14 protein-coding genes are annotated in these 22,196 nt (G+C 43.5%); 12 read left to right on the top strand and 2 right to left on the bottom strand.

The features are described from left to right. Positions 1-158: 158 nt before the first annotated feature. From QM873_RS08920 to QM873_RS08910, 3 genes are read left to right on the top strand one after another with little or no spacing between them, the layout of a single operon-like run. Entirely contained in the window at positions 159-770 is a 612-nt protein-coding gene (locus tag QM873_RS08920; protein WP_270616157.1) for a YesL family protein, read from the top strand. Between the two features lie 2 nt (positions 771-772). Beyond that, complete coding sequence (locus QM873_RS08915) at positions 773-2,419, top strand: sensor histidine kinase (protein ID WP_414279174.1); 1,647 nt, start codon at positions 773-775, stop codon at positions 2,417-2,419. A gap of 12 nt (positions 2,420-2,431) precedes the next feature. Further along, on the top strand, positions 2,432-3,730 hold the full coding sequence (locus QM873_RS08910; RefSeq protein WP_195348399.1) for a response regulator transcription factor: 1,299 nt from the start codon (positions 2,432-2,434) through the stop codon (positions 3,728-3,730). Positions 3,731-3,780: 50 nt separating this feature from the next. On the opposite strand, the gene QM873_RS08905 is transcribed toward QM873_RS08910, so the two are convergent. Then, complete coding sequence (locus tag QM873_RS08905) at positions 3,781-4,623, bottom strand: methyltransferase domain-containing protein (RefSeq protein ID WP_195348400.1); 843 nt, start codon at positions 4,621-4,623, stop codon at positions 3,781-3,783. Between the two features lie 56 nt (positions 4,624-4,679). Continuing rightward, positions 4,680-5,936, bottom strand: a complete 1,257-nt coding sequence (gene tyrS, locus QM873_RS08900) for a tyrosine--tRNA ligase (RefSeq protein WP_023022070.1) — start codon at positions 5,934-5,936, stop codon at positions 4,680-4,682. Between the two features lie 208 nt (positions 5,937-6,144). Between tyrS and pbp1b the strand changes: the two genes are divergently transcribed. The 9 genes from pbp1b to QM873_RS08855 all read left to right on the top strand — a co-directional run bounded on the left by pbp1b (position 6,145) and on the right by QM873_RS08855 (position 22,146). Further along, positions 6,145-8,595, top strand: a complete 2,451-nt coding sequence (pbp1b, locus tag QM873_RS08895) for a penicillin-binding protein PBP1B (protein WP_398575119.1) — start codon at positions 6,145-6,147, stop codon at positions 8,593-8,595. Positions 8,596-9,016: 421 nt separating this feature from the next. Then, entirely contained in the window at positions 9,017-12,586 is a 3,570-nt protein-coding gene (rpoB, locus tag QM873_RS08890; protein WP_154854065.1) for a DNA-directed RNA polymerase subunit beta, read from the top strand. Positions 12,587-12,736: 150 nt separating this feature from the next. Further along, positions 12,737-16,390: a DNA-directed RNA polymerase subunit beta' gene (rpoC, locus tag QM873_RS08885; protein ID WP_414279173.1), complete on the top strand. Its 3,654-nt coding sequence runs from the start codon at positions 12,737-12,739 to the stop codon at positions 16,388-16,390. A gap of 389 nt (positions 16,391-16,779) precedes the next feature. After that, entirely contained in the window at positions 16,780-17,931 is a 1,152-nt protein-coding gene (gene wecB / locus QM873_RS08880; RefSeq protein ID WP_048717463.1) for a non-hydrolyzing UDP-N-acetylglucosamine 2-epimerase, read from the top strand. 31 nt (positions 17,932-17,962) lie between these two features. Next, entirely contained in the window at positions 17,963-18,721 is a 759-nt protein-coding gene (locus QM873_RS08875) for a hypothetical protein (RefSeq protein ID WP_414279172.1), read from the top strand. 9 nt (positions 18,722-18,730) lie between these two features. Continuing rightward, on the top strand, positions 18,731-18,871 hold the full coding sequence (locus QM873_RS08870) for a hypothetical protein (protein WP_006595142.1): 141 nt from the start codon (positions 18,731-18,733) through the stop codon (positions 18,869-18,871). Continuing rightward, positions 18,864-20,174, top strand: a complete 1,311-nt coding sequence (locus tag QM873_RS08865; RefSeq protein WP_023027557.1) for a glycosyltransferase family 2 protein — start codon at positions 18,864-18,866, stop codon at positions 20,172-20,174. The genes QM873_RS08870 and QM873_RS08865 overlap by 8 nt, the downstream gene beginning before the upstream one ends. An 8-nt stretch (positions 20,175-20,182) precedes the next feature. Further along, positions 20,183-21,286 carry a glycosyl hydrolase family 8 gene (locus QM873_RS08860; protein WP_414279171.1) on the top strand — a complete coding sequence of 368 codons (1,104 nt, stop codon included), beginning with the start codon at positions 20,183-20,185 and terminating at the stop codon, positions 21,284-21,286. A 482-nt stretch (positions 21,287-21,768) separates the two neighbouring features. Continuing rightward, positions 21,769-22,146, top strand: a complete 378-nt coding sequence (locus QM873_RS08855) for a DUF1033 family protein (protein ID WP_006595139.1) — start codon at positions 21,769-21,771, stop codon at positions 22,144-22,146. Positions 22,147-22,196 lie beyond the last annotated feature (50 nt).

Here is a 22,196-nt window from a genome sequence, read left to right as displayed (position 1 = left end):
GTCTTCGCACTTCAAAGTCTTTTCTGTTGATGATTTCGAAATCGAAACCATCAGAGGAAATGTGCTATAATATAGGGTATAATCATCAGTTGTACTAGGGAAACTATACTAACTTGATTGAAGTTCCCCTCTACAACAAATGAATATGGAGACGAAATATGGGAAGAATGATTGAATTTATTTTTACAAGGGTCTATTTAGCCATGCTGGCAACAGGAATCTTTTGGGCGCTAACCTTTTGTGGAGGCATCCTATTTGGATTTGGGCCGGCTAGTGCAACGATTATGAGTCTATATGCCGAACATGGATCTGATTACAAACAATATGCTTGGTCTGAAGCTTGGTCGCTCTATAAAGAAAATTTCCGTCGAGCCAACCAGGTTTTCTATACATTTTTTTTGATCGAAGCTATTCTTATTTATGGTATGTATCTGATGGTTCAATTGCCCCACTTGTCCCTATTTCAGATTTTTATCCTATTGGTCAATTTGATTTTCTTATTGGTGGCTCCCCTAACTTTTGCAGTCTATCTCAAACTTCAAGTCCATTTTGACTTGTCCTACCTCAACAGCTTGAAGCTGAGCTTTATTGGTGCTTTTCTGGATATTCGTGCAGTGACCAAGTTTCTCTTGGGGACCTTTCTTCTAGGAGTTGTTACCCATTTCGTTCCGGCTTTATTTTTCTTTGTTTTACTGGGCTTGTGGCATTTCTTTGTCAATGATATTTTTCAACCCGTCTATGAAACAATTCGCTCTAAAGTGGTTTCTTAATTATGAAAAAAATATGGTTAGCAACACTTTTGAAATTCTATGCCTATATCATGGTGGGGATCATCACGACTTTAGGTGTGACGGTATCTTTGGTCTATTGGCATAATCAGAAAGCAGAGACAGATCGAATCGCTCAGTTGATTTCCTCGCGCTTGACTGCTGAGGTAGAGGATATTTATAAGAGATCTTCTCAATGGGGGAAGAGTCTGGTAGAGAATCCTGCCAAGCTCGAAGGAGTCTACAAGTATTTTTCAATGACGCCTTCTGAATACGAAAGCTGGCGTTTGGATAATTTTTTCTCCAATTATATTCAAGTTTCGCTGCACCGTAATGTTGAAACTCTGTATTTGGAACACGATGTTATTGATCAAATTGATTTGGTGTTAAATGACTATACGACTGTGTTTGTCTCCAGTAAAAATAAAAAAGGAGGGCAACAAGTTCCAGCGGATCAATACATAGCTAGTTCACAAGCAATCCCAGTCTCCTTGACGGATGTGACGACTGGCGAAGATATTGGACTAGCCTACATTAAAGTCAATCCAGCGCTTTTGGATTCTGTTGTCGACAATATCCAAGACACCATTCCCGTTGCCGTCCAGATTTATAATCCCTTGGGAAAGATTTTTTACCACAGGGGAGACATCAATCCAGAAGATCATAGTCAGTGGATTGTGCGAGATACTGCTTACGGCTATCAAATCTGGGTTGGGATTCCGACCTCTTACACGGTTCGAACAGCCTTGTTTAGTTTTACCTGGATGATTTCGGTCGCCTTAATCCTATTCTTGGTCTTGTATCTCTTGCTTCAACGAATTTTCCGTAATTACCAAAAACAAGTTTTGGATTTGGTAGATACCATGGAAGCCATCAGCCAGGGGGATTCTGAGCGACGGATCAATGTGGATACCAAAGAGCAGGAGCTCCTTTTAGTTGCAGAAACGACCAATGCCATGTTAGACAATATGGACAAGTCTATCCGTGATATCTATCAGCTACAACTGAGCCAAAAAGATGCCAATTTGAAGGCCTTGCAAGCGCAGATTAATCCGCATTTTATGTATAATACCATGGAGTTTATTCGCATGTATGCAGTTATGCAGGATCAAGAAGAATTAGCTGATATTATTTACGAATTTAGTAGTCTCCTTCGAAACAATATTTCAGAGGAGAAAGAAACGACCATAGAAAATGAGTTGGAATTTTGTAGAAAATACAGCTATCTCTGTATGGTGCGTTATCCAAAATCGATTGCTTATGGCTTTAAAATTGAACCCGGTCTAGAAGAGATGATTATTCCGAAGTTTACTCTTCAGCCACTAGTGGAAAATTACTTTGTTCATGGAGTTGATCACAAGCGCAAGGACAATGTCATTAGTATCAAAGTCCGTCATGTTGGAGGAGCTGTGGAAATTCGGGTTCAAGACAATGGGAGAGGACTGGAACCGAGCCAACTGCAACGAATTCAACAAATATTGAGTCATAGGGATCCACGAGAAGAAGTAGAAGAGAGTAAGGGGCGACAATCGATTGGGATTGTCAATGTCCACGAGCGTTTCCTTCTCTACTTTGGGGATCGTTACCACATTCAAATTACATCAGAAAAAGGAAAAGGTGTTCTCTATACGATTACCATCGAGGACACTTAAGAGGAAAAAATCGTGTATAAAGTCTTATTGGTTGACGATGAATATATGATTACTGAGGGGTTGAAAAAACTGATTCCCTTTGAAAAATGGGACATGGAGGTTGTTTACACAGCAGAGGATGCAGATCAAGCCTTGGCCTATGTTGCGGATTATCCAGTGGATATCGTGATTACAGATGTCAATATGCCAGGAAAAACTGGTCTGGAAATGATTGATCAAATGCAGTCCATGCTTCCCCATGCAGCTTATATCATTATGTCAGGTTACCAAGATTTTGCTTATGTAAAAAAAGCCTTAAACCTCCGAGTAGCAGACTATCTGTTAAAGCCTGTCAATAAGGTGGAGCTGGGGAATATCCTAGAAAAATTATCCCAAACTCTGAAAAACCCAGATCAAGCGACGGCCAATCGGCTCCTTCATGAAGATTGGTCAGAAGAAGAGTTCGAACAAGCCATCCGAGGAAGAAAACAACTCTGGATTGGAGTGGATAAGGAAAGGAAGGGCTTTGCCAGTTCATCTTATCAGGTCTTAGGAAAAAATCTTCAACTCTATCTTTCCGATGAGGATGAAGGGGCTTTCCTACAGCGCCGTTTCCAAGCACCTTATAAGGAACATTTTCAACAATTTAAAGAGCTTGTTGAACGAAGTCTGTTTTATGGGGATATCCCATTGGAGGAAGAAGATGGTGTCTTTAATTACTATGAACCCATCTACCGTGTCATCATTCAGGGGAATATCCAGCAAATTTTGGAGGAGTTAAACTGGTTAGAAGAAACTGTGAAAAGCCATACTCCAAAAGTGGCGATAGCCAAGCAACTCTTTATTCAGTTCATTATGGATGTCTTTCATTTATTTGAACACCTGCACGGTGATGACCTGACAGAAATTGTGAAAGCCGTTCATGATACACCGACTTTCGAGGATCTTGTTACCTGCGTTCGGAACCAATTGGAGAGTTTCTTTTCTCAATATCGGATGAACAATAATGTGGCGACCGTCCTAGAAGTAATTGGACGCGACTATCGGAAGGAACTGTCGCTCAAGGATATCAGCAAAGATCTCTATATCAATCCCGTTTATTTAGGGCAATTGATCAAACGTGAGACCAATTCCACCTTTGCAGAACTCTTGAATAAACAACGGATCAAAGCTGCCCAACAGTTGCTTTTATCCACAACGGAAAGTATTGAAGATATTTGCTATGAGGTCGGCTACAGCAATGTTGGTTACTTTTACAAGGTATTCCGCAAGTTGTGTGGCAAGTCTCCTAAAGCCTACCGTCAACAAATCGGCGTAGAGGAAAGTGATTAATCTGTAAACATGAAAAATACCCTCCATTGATTAAAAATGGAGGGTATTTTTTAGTTGCTTCTTCCAATCAAAATCGTAGCAGAAATCGTGACTTGAGTCAGATCGGTCCAGTCAATTTGAGCTGGATCGACATGAAAGAGGAGAGGCGTCATGCTCAGAAGAGCCTCCCGCAATGCTGGAGTCAGTTCGAACCTTTCCTGGCAATGGATGGTATTTTCAATCGTAAAATGATCAGAAAAATGTTGAATAATCTGCTCATTGGAGTAATCTACCTGGTCTAGGTGGTCCTTCACCTTTTGACGAATCTCTTGCAGATGGGTGGCAGTTGGGATGACCTTGATGAGGCGACCATCTGGGGCCAGGACCCGTTTAAATTCCTGATAATTTGCTGGCGAAAAGATATCTAGGAGGAGGTCCATGCTCTGGTCTAAAAGAGGGAGATGAGCCAGGTCTCCGACAAACCACTTGACCTTCCATTCCTGGTCGCTTTTGGCAGCCAGCTGGATCGATTCCTTCGACAAATCAAAGGCGTAAAAGGAATGGTCTGGATGGCGTTCTTGTAAGCTGCGCGAATAGTAGCCTTCCCCGCAACCAATATCTAAAATGTTGGCTGGATGGGCCAGTGGAGACAAGCATTCTGACAGGGCATTAAGGATATGGTTGTAGAAACCATTCTCTAGAACGAGTTGCCGGTTTTGGAAATTTTCCTTGTCATAGTCCTTGGAGGCCTTCACTTGTGGCGCCAAGTTCACATAGCCAAACTTAGCAAGGTCAAAGGAGTGGCGGTTGGGGCAAGCCAAGCTTTGTTGGACCAGGTCGAGGGCTTCTTGACAGATGGGACAGGCAAAAGCCGATGCAGTCTGAAATCGTTGTAATTTTGGTTTGATCGTCATGATACTTCTAGTGTACCAAAAAACCTCTGAAAGTCATAGCTTCAGAGGTCTTCTTTTTAATAAGTCAAAACAAAGTATTTTTTCTTACCGCGACGGATAACGGTCAATTCGTTTTCCAATTTATCGCTATCGCTCAAGACATAGTCAAGGTCTTGGATGCGGTCGCCATTGATGTAGATGGCACCATTTTGTACATCTTCACGAGCTTGGCGTTTGGAGTTGACCACGCCAGAAGATACAAGCAATTCTACGATGTTGAGGTTTTCGTCTGCTTGGACTTGGTAGTTTGGCACACCACGAAGGCCTTGTTTGAGTTCTTTGACAGAAAGGTTTTTGATATTTCCTGCAAAGAGTTGTTCTGTGATGTTGAGGGCTTCTTTGTAGGCTTCTTCACCGTGAACGAGGGTGACCACCTCACGCGCCAAGACTTTTTGAGCCAAGCGTTCATGTGGCGCAGCTTCAAACTGTTTGCGGATCTCTTCAATCTCATCAAGAGACAAGAAGGTAAAGATTTTCAAGAAGCGAACAGCGTCAGCGTCCATGACATTCATCCAGAATTGGTACATTTCGTATGGAGAAGTCTTTTCAGGGTTGAGCCAAACCGCATTCCCTTCAGATTTACCAAATTTCTTACCAGTCGCATCTGTAATGAGTGGAACAGTGATGACGTGACCAGTCTTGTCAGCCTTTCGACGCAACAATTCGGTACCAGCTGTCATATTTCCCCACTGGTCAGAACCACCGATTTGCAGGGTAACATTGTGGTCTTGGTTCAGAACAAAGAAGTCGTAGCCTTGCATGATTTGGTAGGCAAATTCAGTGTAAGAAATCCCTGTTTCAATCCGCTTCTTCACAGATTCCTTGCTCATCATGTAGTTGACAGTAAAGTATTTTCCGATGTCGCGAAGGAAGTCAATGAAGCTGATGCTGCCAAACCAGTCGTAGTTATTGACCATGACAGCCTTATTTTCCCCATTTTCAAAATCTAAGAAACGAGACAATTGCCCTTGGATAGAAGTGACCCAACCGTCTACAGTCTCCTTAGTTTGTAAACTGCGCTCGGCATCTTTGAAAGAAGGGTCTCCAATGAGTCCGGTCGCACCACCGACAAGCGCATAAGGTTTGTGGCCTGCCAATTGTAAGCGACGACTGGTCAAGATTGCAACAAGGTGCCCAAGGTGCAAGCTATCAGCAGTTGGATCGTAGCCAGTATAATACGATACTTGCCCTTCTTCTAGGGCTTTACGCAAAGCATCTTCGTCAGTCGTTTGGAAAATCAAACCACGTTCTTTTAGCTCATCAAAAATGTGCATCGTTCTCTCCTTTTCTAAGCTACTGGCCAGATCGATGAAAACAGTCCAGTATCTGTATGGTTTCTCTCTATTTTACCATAATGACTTGAAATAGCAATGAATGGACGAAAAAAATCCAATCGGAAGCAGTGTTCTCAACTTTAGGAATTGAAAAGAAAGAGGTCCATTTGGTATAATGGGAAGGACAAGGAGAAATAGAGTGAGTCAAATGAGAGAATTTTTTACAAAGTGCGGGAAGAAAATAAAAGACTTCTTTGCCAAAATGACGGTTGAAGTCAATGAGAAAGAAGACAAGGAGGGCTGGTCACTAGGAGATCTCCTAGCGACGGTTCTACGGACGATGAAACTCCTTTGGGATGTGCTACTGGTGTTTGCTTTGGGTGGTCTCTTGTTTGGTGCAGGGATTGCGATTGGCTATGCAGCTAGCCTCTTTAATGAGACAGAGACGCCGGATCCGACCCAATTGGTTCAACAAGTGCGAAATATTTCGAGCGTTTCAAAGATTTCCTACTCAGATGGAAGCATCATTTCTGATATTGACAGCGACTTGATTCGGATCCCTGTCCAAAAGGATGCGATTTCGGACAATGTCAAAAAGGCTGTCATTGCCACAGAAGATGAGAACTTTAATAGCCATAACGGGGTTGTTCCGAAAGCGGTGATCCGGGCTACCTTGGGTTCAGTTGCTGGAGTAGGGTCCTCTAGTGGTGGTTCAACTCTGACCCAACAGTTGATTAAACAACAAGTTGTGGGAGATGCACCGACCTTCTCACGGAAGGCTGCTGAGATTATCGATGCCCTTGCTCTGGAGCGGGTAATGGATAAGGACGAAATTTTAACAACCTACCTCAATGTCTCTCCATTTGGTCGAAACAACCGGGGACAAAATATCGCGGGAGTGGAAGCTGCAGCTCAAGGGATTTTTGGTGTTTCTGCCAAAGACTTGACTGTTCCACAGGCAGCCTTTATTGCTGGTTTGCCACAGAGCCCAATTGTCTACTCACCTTACGCTTCTGATGGCAGCCTCAAGACTCAGGAAAATCAAGCTTTAGGATTGGATCGTGCCAAGGATGTCTTGTACAATATGTATCGGACAGGTGCTATCAGCAAGGAAGAGTACGACCAATATAGTCAATATGATCTAAGCAAGGATTTCCTTCCTTCAAATGGCATCGAGAAGACACCACACGACTACTTGTATTTCCAAGCTGTTAGTGAAGCGGAAGATGCTATGTATGACTATTTAATCAAGAGGGACAATGTTTCGAGTCACGACCTAAAAAACAATTCAACGGTTAAGTCTTATCAAGAGTTAGCGAAGAAAGAATTGAGAGAGGGTGGCTATACGGTTCAGACCACTATCAACAAAGCTATTTACAATGCCATGCAAGAAGCAGTTGCCAATTATGGCGGTATCTTGGACGATGGAACGGGTACGGTAGAAGTCGGAAATGTCCTTATGGACAACCGAACAGGAGCGATTCTTGGCTTTGTTGGGGGACGGAATTTTGACGGGAATCAGAATAACCACGCTTTTGATACAGAGCGTTCTCCAGGATCTACCATTAAACCCTTGCTGGCTTATGGAATCGCCATTGACCAAGGCTTGATGGGAAGCAATAGCATTGTCTCCAATTACCCAACTAACTTTTCTAGTGGAGAGCCAATTATGCACGTGGATAACCGGGGGACTGGGATGATGGACCTCCGAGAGGCCCTTAATACCTCATGGAATATCCCAGCTTATTGGACCTATCGTACTCTCCGTGAAAAGGGTGTCGATGTCCCAGGCTATATGGAAAAAATGGGCTACGATATCGCTGAGTACGGCATTGAAAGTCTGCCAATGGGAGGCGGGATCGAAGTAAGCGTCGCCCAACATACAAATGGTTATCAAACCATTGCAAATAATGGAAATTACCAAAAACGCTACATGATTGAAAAAATCATGGATCGCAATGGGGAAGTGGTCTACCAACATGAGAGCAAGGCGACCCGCGTCTACTCAGCAGCAACTGCGACTATCATGCAGGACCTGTTAAGAGGTGTCATCAGCTCTGGTGCAACAACGACCTTTAAGAGCCGAATCAGCCAGGTCAATCCAACTCTTGCAAATGCCGATTGGATCGGGAAAACTGGAACCACCAATGAGAATGGAGATATGTGGCTCATGCTGTCTACTCCAAATCTTACCTTAGGTGGCTGGATTGGACATGACAACAATGCTTCCATGGCTCCGTTGACAGGCTACAATAATAACGCAAGTTACATGGCCTATTTAGCGAATGCCATCTACCAGGCGGATCCAGCTGCTTGGGGCGTGCAAGATCGCTTTACCTTAGATAGCAGTGTTATTTCATCGACTGTTCTCAAATCGACAGGACAACGACCTGGTCGTGTCAATGTCAATGGTCGTGATATCGATGTGTCGGGTGCGACGGTTACCAGCTATTGGGCTAAAAATGGCGCTCCACAAACGACCTACCGCTTCGCAATTGGTGGATCGGATAGTGATTATGCTAGTGCCTGGGCTGGAATTCTAGGCGGTTCAGCTAATACTTCCAATGGAAATCGCAATAGCAACCGGACAAGCAATTCGAACACGCCAAGTAGTTCGAACACGACAGCTAGTTCATCATCTAGTGGACAAAACAGATAAAAATAACGAGTTGCAATACCATAAAATCGTTTTCATGTCTAGAGAAAACCTTGTGTTTTTTATGAAAATACGATATAATAAGGACAAGTAATTTGTCGTGCGCTTTATTTGAAATATTGTCCAAATAGAAGCTTACAGCAGTTAAATCAAACTTTATAAAAGTCGATTTAGCTGCTCTTTTTGTGCCTATTTTTAGAAAAAACGGAGCTTGTCACACAAACTTAATCTTTCTAAAAATTCCAAAAAGGATGAATGATACGGAGGAGATTTCTTCTCACGTGATGTAGATCACACCCCCTTCATAACATCGTTTCGACTGGATCAGAACCATTCTGATATGGTCAGAAGCGATCTAGAAACCGGATTTTCAGAGAGGGTTTTCCCCTAGCTGGTATCCTAGTATAGAAAAGGAGTTAAAACTTTGGCAGGACATGACGTTCAATACGGGAAACATCGGACCCGTCGTAGTTTTTCAAGAATCAAAGAAGTTCTTGATTTACCAAATTTGATTGAAATCCAAACGGATTCATTTAAAGATTTTCTGGATCATGGTTTGAAAGAAGTTTTCGAAGATGTATTGCCAATTTCGAACTTCACAGACACAATGGAGTTGGAATTCGTCGGCTATGAAATCAGAGAACCAAAGTATACCTTGGAAGAAGCACGTATCCATGATGCGAGCTATTCTGCCCCAATCTTTGTAACCTTCCGCTTGGTCAACAAGGAAACAGGCGAAATCAAAACGCAAGAAGTCTTCTTTGGTGATTTCCCAATCATGACCGAGATGGGAACCTTTATCATCAATGGTGGAGAGCGGATCATCGTATCTCAGCTCGTGCGTTCACCAGGTGTCTACTTCAATGATAAGGTGGACAAGAACGGTAAGGTTGGCTATGGATCAACGGTTATTCCGAACCGTGGAGCTTGGCTAGAACTTGAAACAGACTCAAAAGATATTGCTTATACTCGTATCGACCGTACGCGTAAGATTCCATTTACGACCTTGGTTCGTGCCCTTGGTTTCTCTGGGGATGACGAGATTTTTGATATCTTTGGGGATAGCGAATTGGTTCGCAACACAGTTGAAAAAGATATCCACAAAAACCCAATGGATTCTCGCACAGATGAAGCCCTTAAAGAAATTTATGAGCGTCTTCGTCCAGGTGAGCCAAAAACAGCGGAAAGCTCTCGTAGCTTGTTGGTAGCCCGTTTCTTTGACCCACGTCGTTATGACTTGGCTCCAGTTGGTCGCTACAAGATCAATAAGAAACTCAATATCAAGAACCGTTTGTTGAACCAAACGATTGCAGAACCATTGGTAGATGCTGAAACAGGAGAAATCCTTGTAGAAGCTGGTACCGTGATGACACGCGATGTCATCGACAGCATCTCAGAACATTTGGACGGTGATTTGAACAAGATTGTCTACACTCCAAATGATTCAGCAGTATTGACAGAACCAGTTGTTCTTCAAAAATTCAAGGTTGTAGCACCTACTGATCCAGACCGTGTTGTAACAATCATCGGAAATGCAAATCCAGATGATAAAGTTCGCACTATCACTCCGGCAGATATCCTTGCTGAAATGAGCTACTTCCTTAACTTGGCTGAAGGCATCGGTCGTATCGATGATATCGACCACCTCGGAAACCGTCGTATTCGTGCCGTTGGTGAATTGCTTGCCAACCAAGTACGTCTTGGACTTTCACGTATGGAACGTAATGTTCGTGAACGTATGTCTGTTCAAGATAACGAAGTATTGACACCTCAACAAATCATTAACATCCGTCCAGTGACTGCGGCGATCAAAGAATTCTTTGGTTCTTCACAATTGTCACAGTTCATGGACCAACACAACCCACTTTCTGAGTTGTCCCACAAACGTCGTTTGTCTGCCTTAGGGCCTGGTGGTTTGACACGTGACCGCGCTGGATATGAAGTCCGTGACGTGCACTACACTCACTATGGTCGTATGTGTCCAATCGAAACACCTGAAGGACCAAACATCGGTTTGATCAACAACTTGTCATCCTATGGACACTTGAACAAGTATGGTTTCATCCAAACGCCATACCGTAAAGTAGACCGTGAAAAAGGTGTGGTCACCAACGAAATCGTTTGGTTGACAGCTGATGAAGAAGATGAGTACATCGTAGCCCAGTCCAACTCTAAGTTGAACGAAAAAGGTGGTTTTGCTGAGCCGATCGTTATGGGACGTCACCGTGGTAACAACCAAGAGTTCCCATCTGATCAAGTCGACTACATGGACGTATCTCCAAAACAGGTAGTTGCCGTTGCGACAGCATGTATTCCTTTCTTGGAAAACGATGACTCCAACCGTGCCCTCATGGGTGCCAACATGCAACGTCAGGCTGTGCCATTGATCGATCCAAAAGCGCCTTACGTGGGTACTGGTATGGAATACCAAGCAGCCCATGACTCAGGAGCTGCAGTCATTGCGCAACATGATGGGAAGGTTACTTATGCCGATGCTGACAAGGTAGAAGTTCGTCGGGAAGATGGATCTCTTGATGTTTACCATATCCAAAAATTCCGTCGTTCAAACTCAGGTACGGCTTACAACCAACGTACCCTTGTAAAAGTTGGCGATGTCGTTGAAAAAGGCGACTTTATCGCAGACGGTCCATCGATGGAAAAAGGGGAAATGGCCCTTGGTCAAAACCCAATCGTTGCCTACATGACATGGGAAGGTTACAACTTCGAGGATGCCGTTATCATGAGCGAACGCTTGGTGAAAGAAGATGTCTACACATCTGTTCACTTGGAAGAATTCGAATCAGAAACGCGCGACACTAAGTTAGGCCCTGAAGAAATCACTCGTGAAATTCCAAACGTTGGGGAAGATGCTCTCAGAAACCTTGACGAAATGGGTATTATCCGTATCGGTGCGGAAGTAAAAGAAGGCGATATCTTAGTTGGGAAGGTGACACCGAAGGGTGAAAAAGACCTTTCTGCTGAAGAACGTCTCCTCCACGCTATCTTTGGAGATAAATCTCGTGAAGTGCGGGATACTTCTCTTCGTGTACCTCACGGTGGAGATGGTGTCGTTCGTGATGTCAAGATCTTTACGCGTGCAAACGGAGATGAATTGCAATCGGGTGTCAACATGTTGGTTCGTGTTTACATCGCACAAAAACGCAAGATCCGCGTCGGAGATAAGATGGCCGGTCGTCACGGAAACAAAGGGGTTGTATCCCGTATTGTTCCTGTTGAAGACATGCCTTACCTTCCAGATGGTACACCAGTTGATATCATGTTGAACCCACTTGGGGTGCCATCACGTATGAATATCGGTCAGGTTATGGAACTTCACCTTGGTATGGCGGCTCGTAACTTGGGTATCCACATCGCAACACCAGTCTTTGACGGAGCAAGCTCAGAAGACCTCTGGGATACCGTTCGTGAAGCTGGTATGGATAGCGATGCTAAGACGATTCTTTACGATGGCCGTACAGGTGAGCCATTTGACAACCGTGTTTCTGTCGGTGTCATGTACATGATCAAGCTTCACCACATGGTTGATGATAAACTCCACGCTCGTTCTGTCGGACCATACTCAATGGTTACCCAACAACCACTCGGAGGTAAAGCTCAGTTTGGTGGACAACGTTTCGGGGAAATGGAAGTTTGGGCCCTTGAGGCTTATGGTGCGTCTAATGTCCTTCAAGAAATCTTGACCTACAAGTCAGACGATGTCAACGGACGTTTGAAAGCTTATGAAGCGATTACCAAAGGAAAACCAATTCCAAAACCAGGTGTGCCAGAGTCCTTCCGAGTACTTGTGAAAGAATTGCAATCACTTGGATTGGATATGCGTGTCCTAGATGAAGATGACAAAGAAGTTGAACTTCGCGATCTTGACGAAGGGGAAGACGACGATGTCATCCACGTAGATGATCTAGAAAAAGCACGTGAAAAAGCAGCCAAGGAAGCTCGCGCAGCTTTTGAAGCTGAAGGGAAAGAAGAATAATTTAATATGTAGTTCAATAGGATGGAAAACCTGAGAAGGTTCTCTATCCCAAGCTTTAGGCTTGAAGGAGTGAAGGAAGTTCCTTCTCTCCTTCGCCAAAAAGCAAAAGAACATACAATCGATAATGAACATAAAGAAAGGTAAGAAATAGTGGTTGATGTAAATCGTTTTAAAAGTATGCAAATCACCCTAGCTTCTCCAAGCAAGGTCCGTTCATGGTCTTATGGAGAGGTCAAGAAACCTGAAACAATCAACTACCGTACATTGAAACCAGAACGTGAAGGTCTCTTTGATGAAGTCATCTTTGGACCGACAAAAGACTGGGAATGTGCGTGTGGAAAATACAAACGGATCCGTTACAAAGGGATCGTTTGTGACCGCTGTGGTGTGGAAGTAACACGTGCCAAGGTTCGTCGTGAACGCATGGGACACATCGAATTGAAAGCACCTGTGTCACACATCTGGTACTTTAAAGGCATCCCTTCTCGTATGGGGTTGACCTTGGACATGAGTCCTCGTGCCCTTGAAGAAGTCATCTACTTCGCAGCTTACGTGGTGATCGATCCAAAAGATACACCGCTTGAGCACAAGTCCATCATGACAGAGCGTGAATACCGTGAACGCTTGCGCGAATACGGACCAGGTTCTTTTGTAGCTAAGATGGGGGCAGAAGCGATCCAAGACCTCTTGAAACAAGTGGATTTGGAAGCTGAAATTGCTGTCTTGAAGGAAGAATTGAAGACTGCAACTGGTCAAAAACGTGTGAAGGCAGTTCGCCGTTTGGATGTCTTAGATGCCTTCTACAAATCTGGCAACAAGCCAGAATGGATGGTTCTCAACATCCTTCCCGTTATTCCACCAGATCTTCGTCCGATGGTCCAATTGGATGGTGGCCGTTTTGCTGCCTCTGACTTGAATGACCTTTACCGTCGTGTGATTAACCGGAACAACCGTTTGGCACGTTTGCTTGAGTTGAATGCCCCTGGTATCATCGTGCAAAACGAAAAACGGATGCTCCAAGAAGCCGTTGATGCTTTGATCGACAACGGTCGTCGTGGTCGTCCGATCACAGGACCAGGTAGTCGTCCACTGAAATCTTTGAGCCATATGCTCAAAGGGAAACAAGGACGCTTCCGTCAAAACTTGCTCGGTAAACGGGTGGACTTCTCAGGACGTTCCGTTATCGCCGTTGGTCCGACTCTTAAGATGTACCAATGTGGTGTGCCACGTGAAATGGCCATCGAGCTCTTTAAACCATTCGTGATGCGTGAAATCGTTGCGCGTGACATCGTGCAAAACGTAAAAGCTGCTAAACGCTTGGTCGAACGTGGAGATGAACGTATCTGGGATATCTTGGAAGAAGTCATCAAAGAACACCCAGTTCTCTTGAACCGCGCACCGACCCTTCACCGTTTGGGGATCCAAGCCTTTGAGCCTGTCTTGATTGACGGGAAAGCCCTTCGCTTGCACCCACTTGTCTGTGAAGCCTACAATGCCGACTTTGACGGGGACCAAATGGCCATCCACGTACCGCTTTCAGAAGAAGCCCAAGCAGAAGCTCGTATCTTGATGCTGGCTGCTGAGCACATCTTGAATCCGAAAGACGGGAAGCCAGTCGTTACCCCATCTCAGGATATGGTATTGGGGAACTACTACCTCACTATGGAAGAAGCTGGTCGTGAAGGCGAAGGCATGGTCTTCAAAGACCGTGATGAAGCGGTCATGGCTCTTCGCAATGGATATGTTCACTTGCATACCCGTGTCGGAATTGCGACGGATAGCTTGAACAAACCATGGACAGAAGCGCAACAACACAAGATTCTCTTGACAACTGTTGGTAAGATCCTCTTTAACGATATCATGCCTGCAGAACTTCCATATCTTCAAGAGCCAAATAATGCTAACTTGACAGAAGGCGTTCCAGCTAAGTACTTCTTAGAGCCTGGTCAAGATGTCAAAGCAGCGATTGAGAAATTGGAATTAAATGTTCCATTCAAGAAGAAAAACCTTGGAAATATTATCGCGGAAATCTTCAAACGCTTCCGTACAACAGAAACATCTGCTTTCTTGGACCGCTTGAAAGACTTAGGTTACCACCACTCAACCCTTGCTGGTTTGACAGTGGGGATTGCCGATATTCCAGTTGTTGAAGATAAGGCTGAAATCATCGAAGAATCTCACAAACGTGTAGAACAAATCACCAAACAGTTCCGTAAAGGGATGATTACAGATGATGAACGCTACAATGCGGTTACAGCTGAATGGCGTGCAGCCCGTGAGAAATTGGAAAAACGTCTGATTGATAACCAAGATCCGAAGAACCCAATCGTTATGATGATGGATTCTGGAGCCCGTGGTAACATCTCAAACTTCTCACAGCTTGCCGGTATGCGTGGTTTGATGGCCGCTCCAAACGGACGGATCATGGAATTGCCGATCCTTTCAAACTTCCGCGAAGGTTTGTCAGTACTGGAAATGTTCTTCTCTACTCACGGTGCTCGTAAAGGGATGACCGATACGGCCCTTAAGACAGCCGACTCAGGTTACTTGACTCGTCGTTTGGTTGACGTTGCCCAAGACGTAATCATTCGTGAAGATGACTGTGGAACTGACCGTGGACTTCTGATTACCTCTATTACAGATGGTAAAGAAATGATTGAACCATTGGAAGAACGTTTGACAGGTCGTTATACCAAGAAAACTGTTAAACATCCTGAAACAGGAGAAGTCATCGTTGGTCCAGATACCTTGATTACAGAAGATATCGCTCGCGACATCGTCAATGCGGGTGTTGAAGCAGTGACCATCCGCTCTGTCTTTACATGTAACACTCGTCATGGTGTCTGCCGTCACTGTTATGGTATCAACTTGGCGACTGGTGATGCGGTTGAAGTTGGTGAAGCAGTCGGAACCATCGCTGCCCAATCTATCGGGGAACCTGGTACACAGTTGACCATGCGTACCTTCCACACGGGTGGGGTTGCCTCAAATACTGATATCACGCAAGGTCTTCCTCGTGTCCAAGAAATCTTTGAAGCCCGCAATCCGAAAGGGGAAGCGGTCATCACTGAGGTCAAAGGGGAAGTCACAGCCATTGAAGAAGATGCTTCTACACGGACCAAGAAAGTCTTTGTACGTGGTGCGACTGGAGAGGGAGAATACGTTGTCCCTTACACAGCCCGCATGAAAGTCGAAGTGGGAGATCAAGTCTCTCGTGGTGCGGCTCTTACAGAAGGGTCTATCCAACCAAAACGTCTCCTTGCCGTTCGTGATGTCTTGTCAGTTGAAACTTACCTCCTTGCGGAAGTACAAAAAGTATACCGTAGCCAAGGGGTAGAAATCGGCGACAAACACATCGAGGTAATGGTGCGTCAAATGATCCGTAAGGTTCGTGTCATGGATCCAGGAGATACAGACCTTCTCATGGGTACTCTCATGGATATCACAGACTTTACAGATGCCAACCGTGATGTGGTTATTTCTGGTGGGGTTCCTGCGACGGCTCGTCCAGTCCTTATGGGAATCACCAAAGCCTCTCTTGAAACCAATAGTTTCTTGTCAGCGGCTTCCTTCCAAGAAACAACTCGTGTCCTCACTGACGCAGCGATTCGTGGTAAGAAAGACCATCTCCTTGGACTGAAGGAAAATGTTATCATCGGTAAGATTATTCCTGCCGGTACAGGTATGGCGCGTTACCGTAACTTGGAACCACAAGCAGTCAATGAAGTCGAAATTATCGAAGAAGTTCCAGTCACAGAAGAAGCAACTGAAATGGTTGAATCACCTGTAGTGGAAGAAAATTAATCCCAAAAGAAGCTTTACTGATCTTCAGTAAGGCTTCTTTTTTATGCCTAAAAATGAATAGAAAGACACTGTTTTCTCCTATAATACCATGTTAAAGATATGCGCAATAATAAATATATATTCAAAAAAATGCATATATTAAGACTGAAAAAGGAAGTTTAGAAAGATTTGATTGTTAAAATAAATATGGTATAAAATCCAGCTATCTCAAGGTTTTTACGGGTTTTAAACTAATTAATATTACACATAAATTACAGATTATTAAAATTCGATTAAATGTATTACGAAAGCATTGAGATAGTTTGACTTATGAAGCAATTGAAGGTAGAATGGATGGTAAATATGTTGTTGATTTTGTTAATAAAATCACAAGGTAAAAAGGTGAGATGATGAAAAAGATTAAAGTGATGGTTGTTTTTGGAACGCGCCCAGAAGCTATTAAAATGGCTCCCCTGGTTCTAGAGCTCCAAAAGCAAAGTGAGACCATTGAAACGATCACAGTGGTAACTGCACAGCATCGTCAAATGCTGGATCAAGTGCTAGAGACCTTCCGCATTCAACCGGATTACGATCTAGATATTATGGGGAAAAACCAATCTCTTCTAGATATCACGGCTAGAATCCTTGAAAAATTTGACCCAGTCGTGAAAGAAGTGCAACCGGATATGATTTTGGTACATGGGGACACAACGACGACTTTTGCGGCTAGTCTTGTTGCCTTCTATAACCAAGTCCGTATCGGTCACGTAGAGGCGGGGCTCAGAACCTTCGATAAGTATTCGCCTTTCCCTGAGGAGATGAACCGTCAAATGACGGATAACTTGGCGGATCTTTATTTTGCCCCAACCAGTGAAAGCAAGGCCAATCTTCTTATGGAACATCATCCAGAGTCGTCTATTTTCATTACAGGGAATACGGCGATTGATGCCCTGCGATTAACAGTACAAGAGGATTATCACCACCAGGTTCTTGATCAGTTGGATCCGCAGAAGAAGTTGGTCTTAGTGACCATGCACCGTCGGGAAAACCAAGGCCAACCGATGCGAGCTGTGTTTGGTGCCTTGAGAGAAATGGTGGATGCCCATCCGGAATTGGAAGTCGTTTATCCAGTCCACCTTAGTCCAGCTGTTCAAGAGGCGGCTAAGGACATCTTAGGAGAACACGACCGCATTCATTTGATTGCGCCTTTGGACGTCTTTGACTTTCATAACCTCGCTTCGAGAAGTTACTTTATTATGTCTGATTCGGGAGGAGTTCAGGAGGAGGCCCCTTCTTTAGGCAAGCCTGTCTTAGTCCTTCGGGATACGACCGAACGTCCAGAAGGTGTCAAAGCTGGAACCTTAAAATTGGTCGGAACCGATCCTGAGCGTGTCAAGGAAGAAATGACGGCTTTGTTGACGGACCCAGATCTGTATCAAAAAATGGCTTCGGCTCGAAATCCATATGGAGACGGGAAGGCATCTGAGCGGATTGTTCAAGCTATTCAGCACTATTATGGCCTCGTTGACTCGGTATCTGAATTTATGGAGGGAGAGATTTAGGAATGAAAAAAGGAATCATTTAGGAAACTGGATGCTTATTTTAGTCGGCTTTGTATTGGCCGTCCTGATATACTGTCTATTCTTTGCACGGGAAATTATTATTGAGGAAGCTCTCTTTCTCGTGTTAGCCTTGTTTGCCTCTCTTGTCTTATCCAATTTGCTTCTGACCTGGACGATTTTAATTTCATTCGGTTTAGGAATTGTCTTTCTGGTAGCAGGAGTCGTGTATATCCCTGCAAACCAGGCACTGTTATTACTTTTCTCTTTCCCTATTTTGATTGGGATTCTATCAAAAATTCGCTACTACTTATTTAAAGAAGTTGCCAAAGTTCAAAACCAAGAAGAGGATGCTGAAGTTGCCTACCGTGGCTTGCTGGAACACTCAGGTGTTCAACAGGAACAGAAATTACAAGCCCTCTTGATCCATTGGTCTCATGAGGAACTCTTCTATCAAATTCATCCTCGTGAGTACAATCGGACACTGAACCAAATTCATTATCTGATTGGCCACCATTTGATACAAGATGAGAGACTTTATTATGTTTCAGATGGCAATTTCCTAGTACTTACGAATAGTCAGCAACGAAATTTGCAAGAATATTATCAGTTGTATTTAAAAAATCAATTGGAATCTCTGGTCTTTAAGGGAGAAGACGGTAATCAAGCTATTCAATTCCAAAAAGGATACTTGGTAGTGGATTCGACCAATCGGACGAAATTCCATAGCTACCAGGAAGCTATTAGTAACTTGAAACGTCAACTTGAAACGGATATTATTGTGGAATATTAGGGGGAACCGATGACTCTTACAAATCTATTTTTTGGGCTAGCCCTCGGGATTAGTCTATTCTTTGCGGTGTGCTTCTGTGCATTATTCATTGCCTACTTGGTCATCTACCATCGGGTAAACAAAAACTTTAAGGCGGTGGACCATGATTAGTCAAATTTTAATGATTTTTACCTTGATTTCTATCTGGTTATCTCTAGCCTGGGGCTTGGTAATCTTGATTTCAGCGGTTCAATTCTGGTTGAAACACAGTGATTTTCGAGTGGATACGAGCCCGCTTCTCTATTATCCTAAAGTAACCATTGTGGTACCTGCCCACAATGAAGATGTGGTCATTGCTCAAACTGCTAAGGCGATTTTGGATATGAATTACCCTCATGATCGTGTGGAGTTGCTTCTCTTTGCAGATAACTGCTCGGATCGTACCTATGAGGAGTGTTTGGCTGTCAAGGCCCTTCCGGAATACGCTGGCCGGGACGTGACCATTATTGACCGTACCGGTACAGGTGGGAAAGCTGGAGTATTGAATGATGCCTTGAAGATGGCGACAGGAGATTATATCTGTGTCTATGATGCGGATGCCATGCCTGAGAAAAATGCTCTTTATTTCTTGGTTAAGGAAGTTCTTAAAGATCCAGAACGCCATGTGGCTTCATTTGGACGCAATAAGACGAGAAATGCCAACCAGAACTTCTTGACGCGTTGTATCAACCAAGAAATCGTCGTGACCCAACGGGTTCATCACGTCGGGATGTGGAATCTCTTCAAAATCGGACGGATTCCAGGTACCAACTTTATTATCCAAACAGAATTTGTCAAAAGTATCGGTGGTTGGAAGAATGGTGCCTTGACGGAAGATACGGATATTTCCTTCAAGATCATGCAAAGCGGAAAACTGATCGCTTTGGCTTACAACTCGGAAGCCTTCCAACAAGAGCCAGAGACTCTAAAAACCTACTACATGCAACGGAAACGTTGGGCAAAAGGGAACTACGAGGTTGTACTTTCCAACTTTAAACACTTATTCGGAAAAGGGAACTGGCGGGTAAAACTAGAGGTCTTCAACTATTCATGTATTTTCTTCTGGTTTAATGCAGCGATTGTCTTGTCAGACTTGATTTTCTTTGCCAATGTCCTTGCTATGTTTATCCATCTCTTTGCTCCGGGTGTACAGATTCCTTTTGCTTTTGACTCCGAAAATATCTACATTGCCCAATTGATGCTCTTTAACTGGGTGCTAATGATTGGTTTGTATTTGTTGCAAATCAACATTGCCATGGCTTCTCAGTTTGGTCAGGCGACGGTGAAACAGATTTGGTTGGCCCTAGCAGCCTACTTTAGCTATTCCCAACTCTTTATCATTGTTTCGATTGATTCGATTTCATCCATCATCATGGATAAATTGCTTCACCGTGAAGGAACCAAGTGGGTGAAAACGAAACGGTTTGCTGGTTAGGAGGACTTATGAGAACAAAAAAAATGAAATATTTATGGTTTGTGGTCATCCTGGCAGTCTTTTGTTTGACTCTCTTCTTGGCTCGGACAAGAAGCAAGGTGGAGATGCGGAACCGCCTCTATCGTCAATGGACGGAACACTACCTCGTGACGGATGGAAAACAGTCCTATGTTCGTACGACTAACAGTGACCAAGAAACGGTTGTCTTATCAGAAGCGCAAGGTTATGGCATGCTAATCACAGTAGAGGCTGCCAAGAAAGACCTAGCCAATCAAGAGGATTTTGACCGTCTGTATCGGTATTATCAAAACAATCGCTTAGACGATACCCAATTAATGGCTTGGAAACAAATCATCAAAAAAGGGGAGCTTTCATCTGAGCATCAAAATGCGACGGATGGTGATCTATATATAGCCTATGCCTTGATGGAGGCAGCAAAACAGTGGCCTGAAAAAGGTAAAGGCTATCAACAGCAAGCCAAGGCTATCTTGGACGATATTCTCAAGTACAACTACAATGAGACAACGGGTGTCTTGACCGTTGGGAATTGGGCCAATCAAGATTCCGAATTCTATCACTTGATGAGAACCTCTGATACCCTTCCATCCTTTTTCCAATCCTTCTATGAGTTGACTGGAAATGAACAATGGTTAAGTATTAAAGAGAAGATGTTGGCCCAGCTTGACGCTATCAGTTCACAAACTAAAACAGGCCTTCTGCCAGACTTTATGTGGGTAGATGAACAAGGAGCGCGTGTAGCGGATCCAGATACCATCGAATCCAAGTACGATGGTGCTTATTCTTACAATGCTTGTCGTCTGCCATACAACTTGGCTCAAAGCCAGGACAAGACCAGTCAAAAATTGGGCAAGAAGATGCTGGATTTCTTCATGAAGCAACGGAATATCTATGCAGGCTATGATCTGAAAGGCAATGCCCTTCATCAGTACCAAGCAGCTAGCTTCATTGCTCCGGTATCTTATGCGGCTGAAAATAGAGATGGCTATCTCAAATTGGTGCAGCAGAACAAGTTTATCTTTATGCAAGATCTATCAACAGAAAATTATTACGATGCAACCATGACAACCATGATTGCCCTTCAATTGTTCTAATGAATCAGCATTTGAAAAACTGAGAACTTTAGGTTCTCAGTTTTGAATGTAGACAAACTATTGTTTTTCATAAAACGGCTAGATGATTTTCAAAAAAGTGACTTTTATTTTTTATCCATTTAAGAAGATTAAAAACTTTCCACAGTGAGAAAAGTGCTAGAAACACTGGTGTTTCTAGCACTCGGGAGTTTTGAGACCTTAGGCTCAAAACTAAGTCATGGAACTTCGTAGAAGTTCGCTGACGTCCGTACTCACCTAAGGGAAGTTTTTCAGAAGATTTTATATTCAATCTGAACTGAGAACTTAGTATTCTCAGTTTTTTCTTGTCAAAAAATAGCCTGTCTCTCCTCCATAAGGGGAGATTTTGAAAGAAAACTATGGAAACGTTCGGAAAATTTACTTTATTTTTCTTTCATAAGCAGAATTCTTTTGTTATCAAAGGATTTTATATATAATATTGGATACAAAGGACGGAGAGAAATATGTATCAAGTAATTGAAATGTATGGGGATTACGAACCCTGGTGGTTTTTAGAAGATTGGGAGAAGGACATTGTCACTAGTCAGAGTTTTGATGACTATTATGAAGCCCTAAAATACTACAAACGCCAATGGTTACTTTTAAGAGAGCAATCTCCATTATTTAAAAGTAGAAGTGATTTAATGACGATTTTTTGGGATCCTGAGGATCAGCGCTGGTGTGAAGAGTGTGCGGAATACGTGCAACAATATCATTCAGTCGCCTTATTAGAAAATGATCAGAAGATTCCGAGAAGCAAGCGTCGTCCAGGTTACGAAAAAGAGAATGCCCACACGGCTCATCGCTCTTGTAAGCTAGACTACGAGAGCAATAATCTATAGGAAGAGAAATTCAATATGCAGTTGAGTTTCTTTTTTTTTGCTCTTTTTTC

The sequence above is a fragment of the Streptococcus australis genome (assembly GCF_047463015.1).
GTDB classification, from domain to species: Bacteria; Bacillota; Bacilli; order Lactobacillales; family Streptococcaceae; genus Streptococcus; species Streptococcus australis_F.
This window is presented reverse-complemented; position numbering and strand designations above follow the sequence as displayed.

Excerpts from the sequence above, each read along its gene's own strand:
- QM873_RS08920 (WP_270616157.1), top strand. The coding sequence starts at position 159 with ATGGGAAGAATGATTGAATTTATTTTTACAAGGGTCTATTTAGCCATG.
- QM873_RS08915 (WP_414279174.1), top strand. The coding sequence starts at position 773 with ATGAAAAAAATATGGTTAGCAACACTTTTGAAATTCTATGCCTATATC.
- QM873_RS08905 (WP_195348400.1), bottom strand. The coding sequence starts at position 4,623 with ATGACGATCAAACCAAAATTACAACGATTTCAGACTGCATCGGCTTTT.
- tyrS (WP_023022070.1), bottom strand. The coding sequence starts at position 5,936 with ATGCACATTTTTGATGAGCTAAAAGAACGTGGTTTGATTTTCCAAACG.
- pbp1b (WP_398575119.1), top strand. The coding sequence starts at position 6,145 with ATGAGAGAATTTTTTACAAAGTGCGGGAAGAAAATAAAAGACTTCTTT.
- wecB (WP_048717463.1), top strand. The coding sequence starts at position 16,780 with ATGAAAAAGATTAAAGTGATGGTTGTTTTTGGAACGCGCCCAGAAGCT.
- QM873_RS08875 (WP_414279172.1), top strand. The coding sequence starts at position 17,963 with ATGCTTATTTTAGTCGGCTTTGTATTGGCCGTCCTGATATACTGTCTA.
- QM873_RS08870 (WP_006595142.1), top strand. The coding sequence starts at position 18,731 with ATGACTCTTACAAATCTATTTTTTGGGCTAGCCCTCGGGATTAGTCTA.
- QM873_RS08865 (WP_023027557.1), top strand. The coding sequence starts at position 18,864 with ATGATTAGTCAAATTTTAATGATTTTTACCTTGATTTCTATCTGGTTA.
- QM873_RS08860 (WP_414279171.1), top strand. The coding sequence starts at position 20,183 with ATGAGAACAAAAAAAATGAAATATTTATGGTTTGTGGTCATCCTGGCA.
- QM873_RS08855 (WP_006595139.1), top strand. The coding sequence starts at position 21,769 with ATGTATCAAGTAATTGAAATGTATGGGGATTACGAACCCTGGTGGTTT.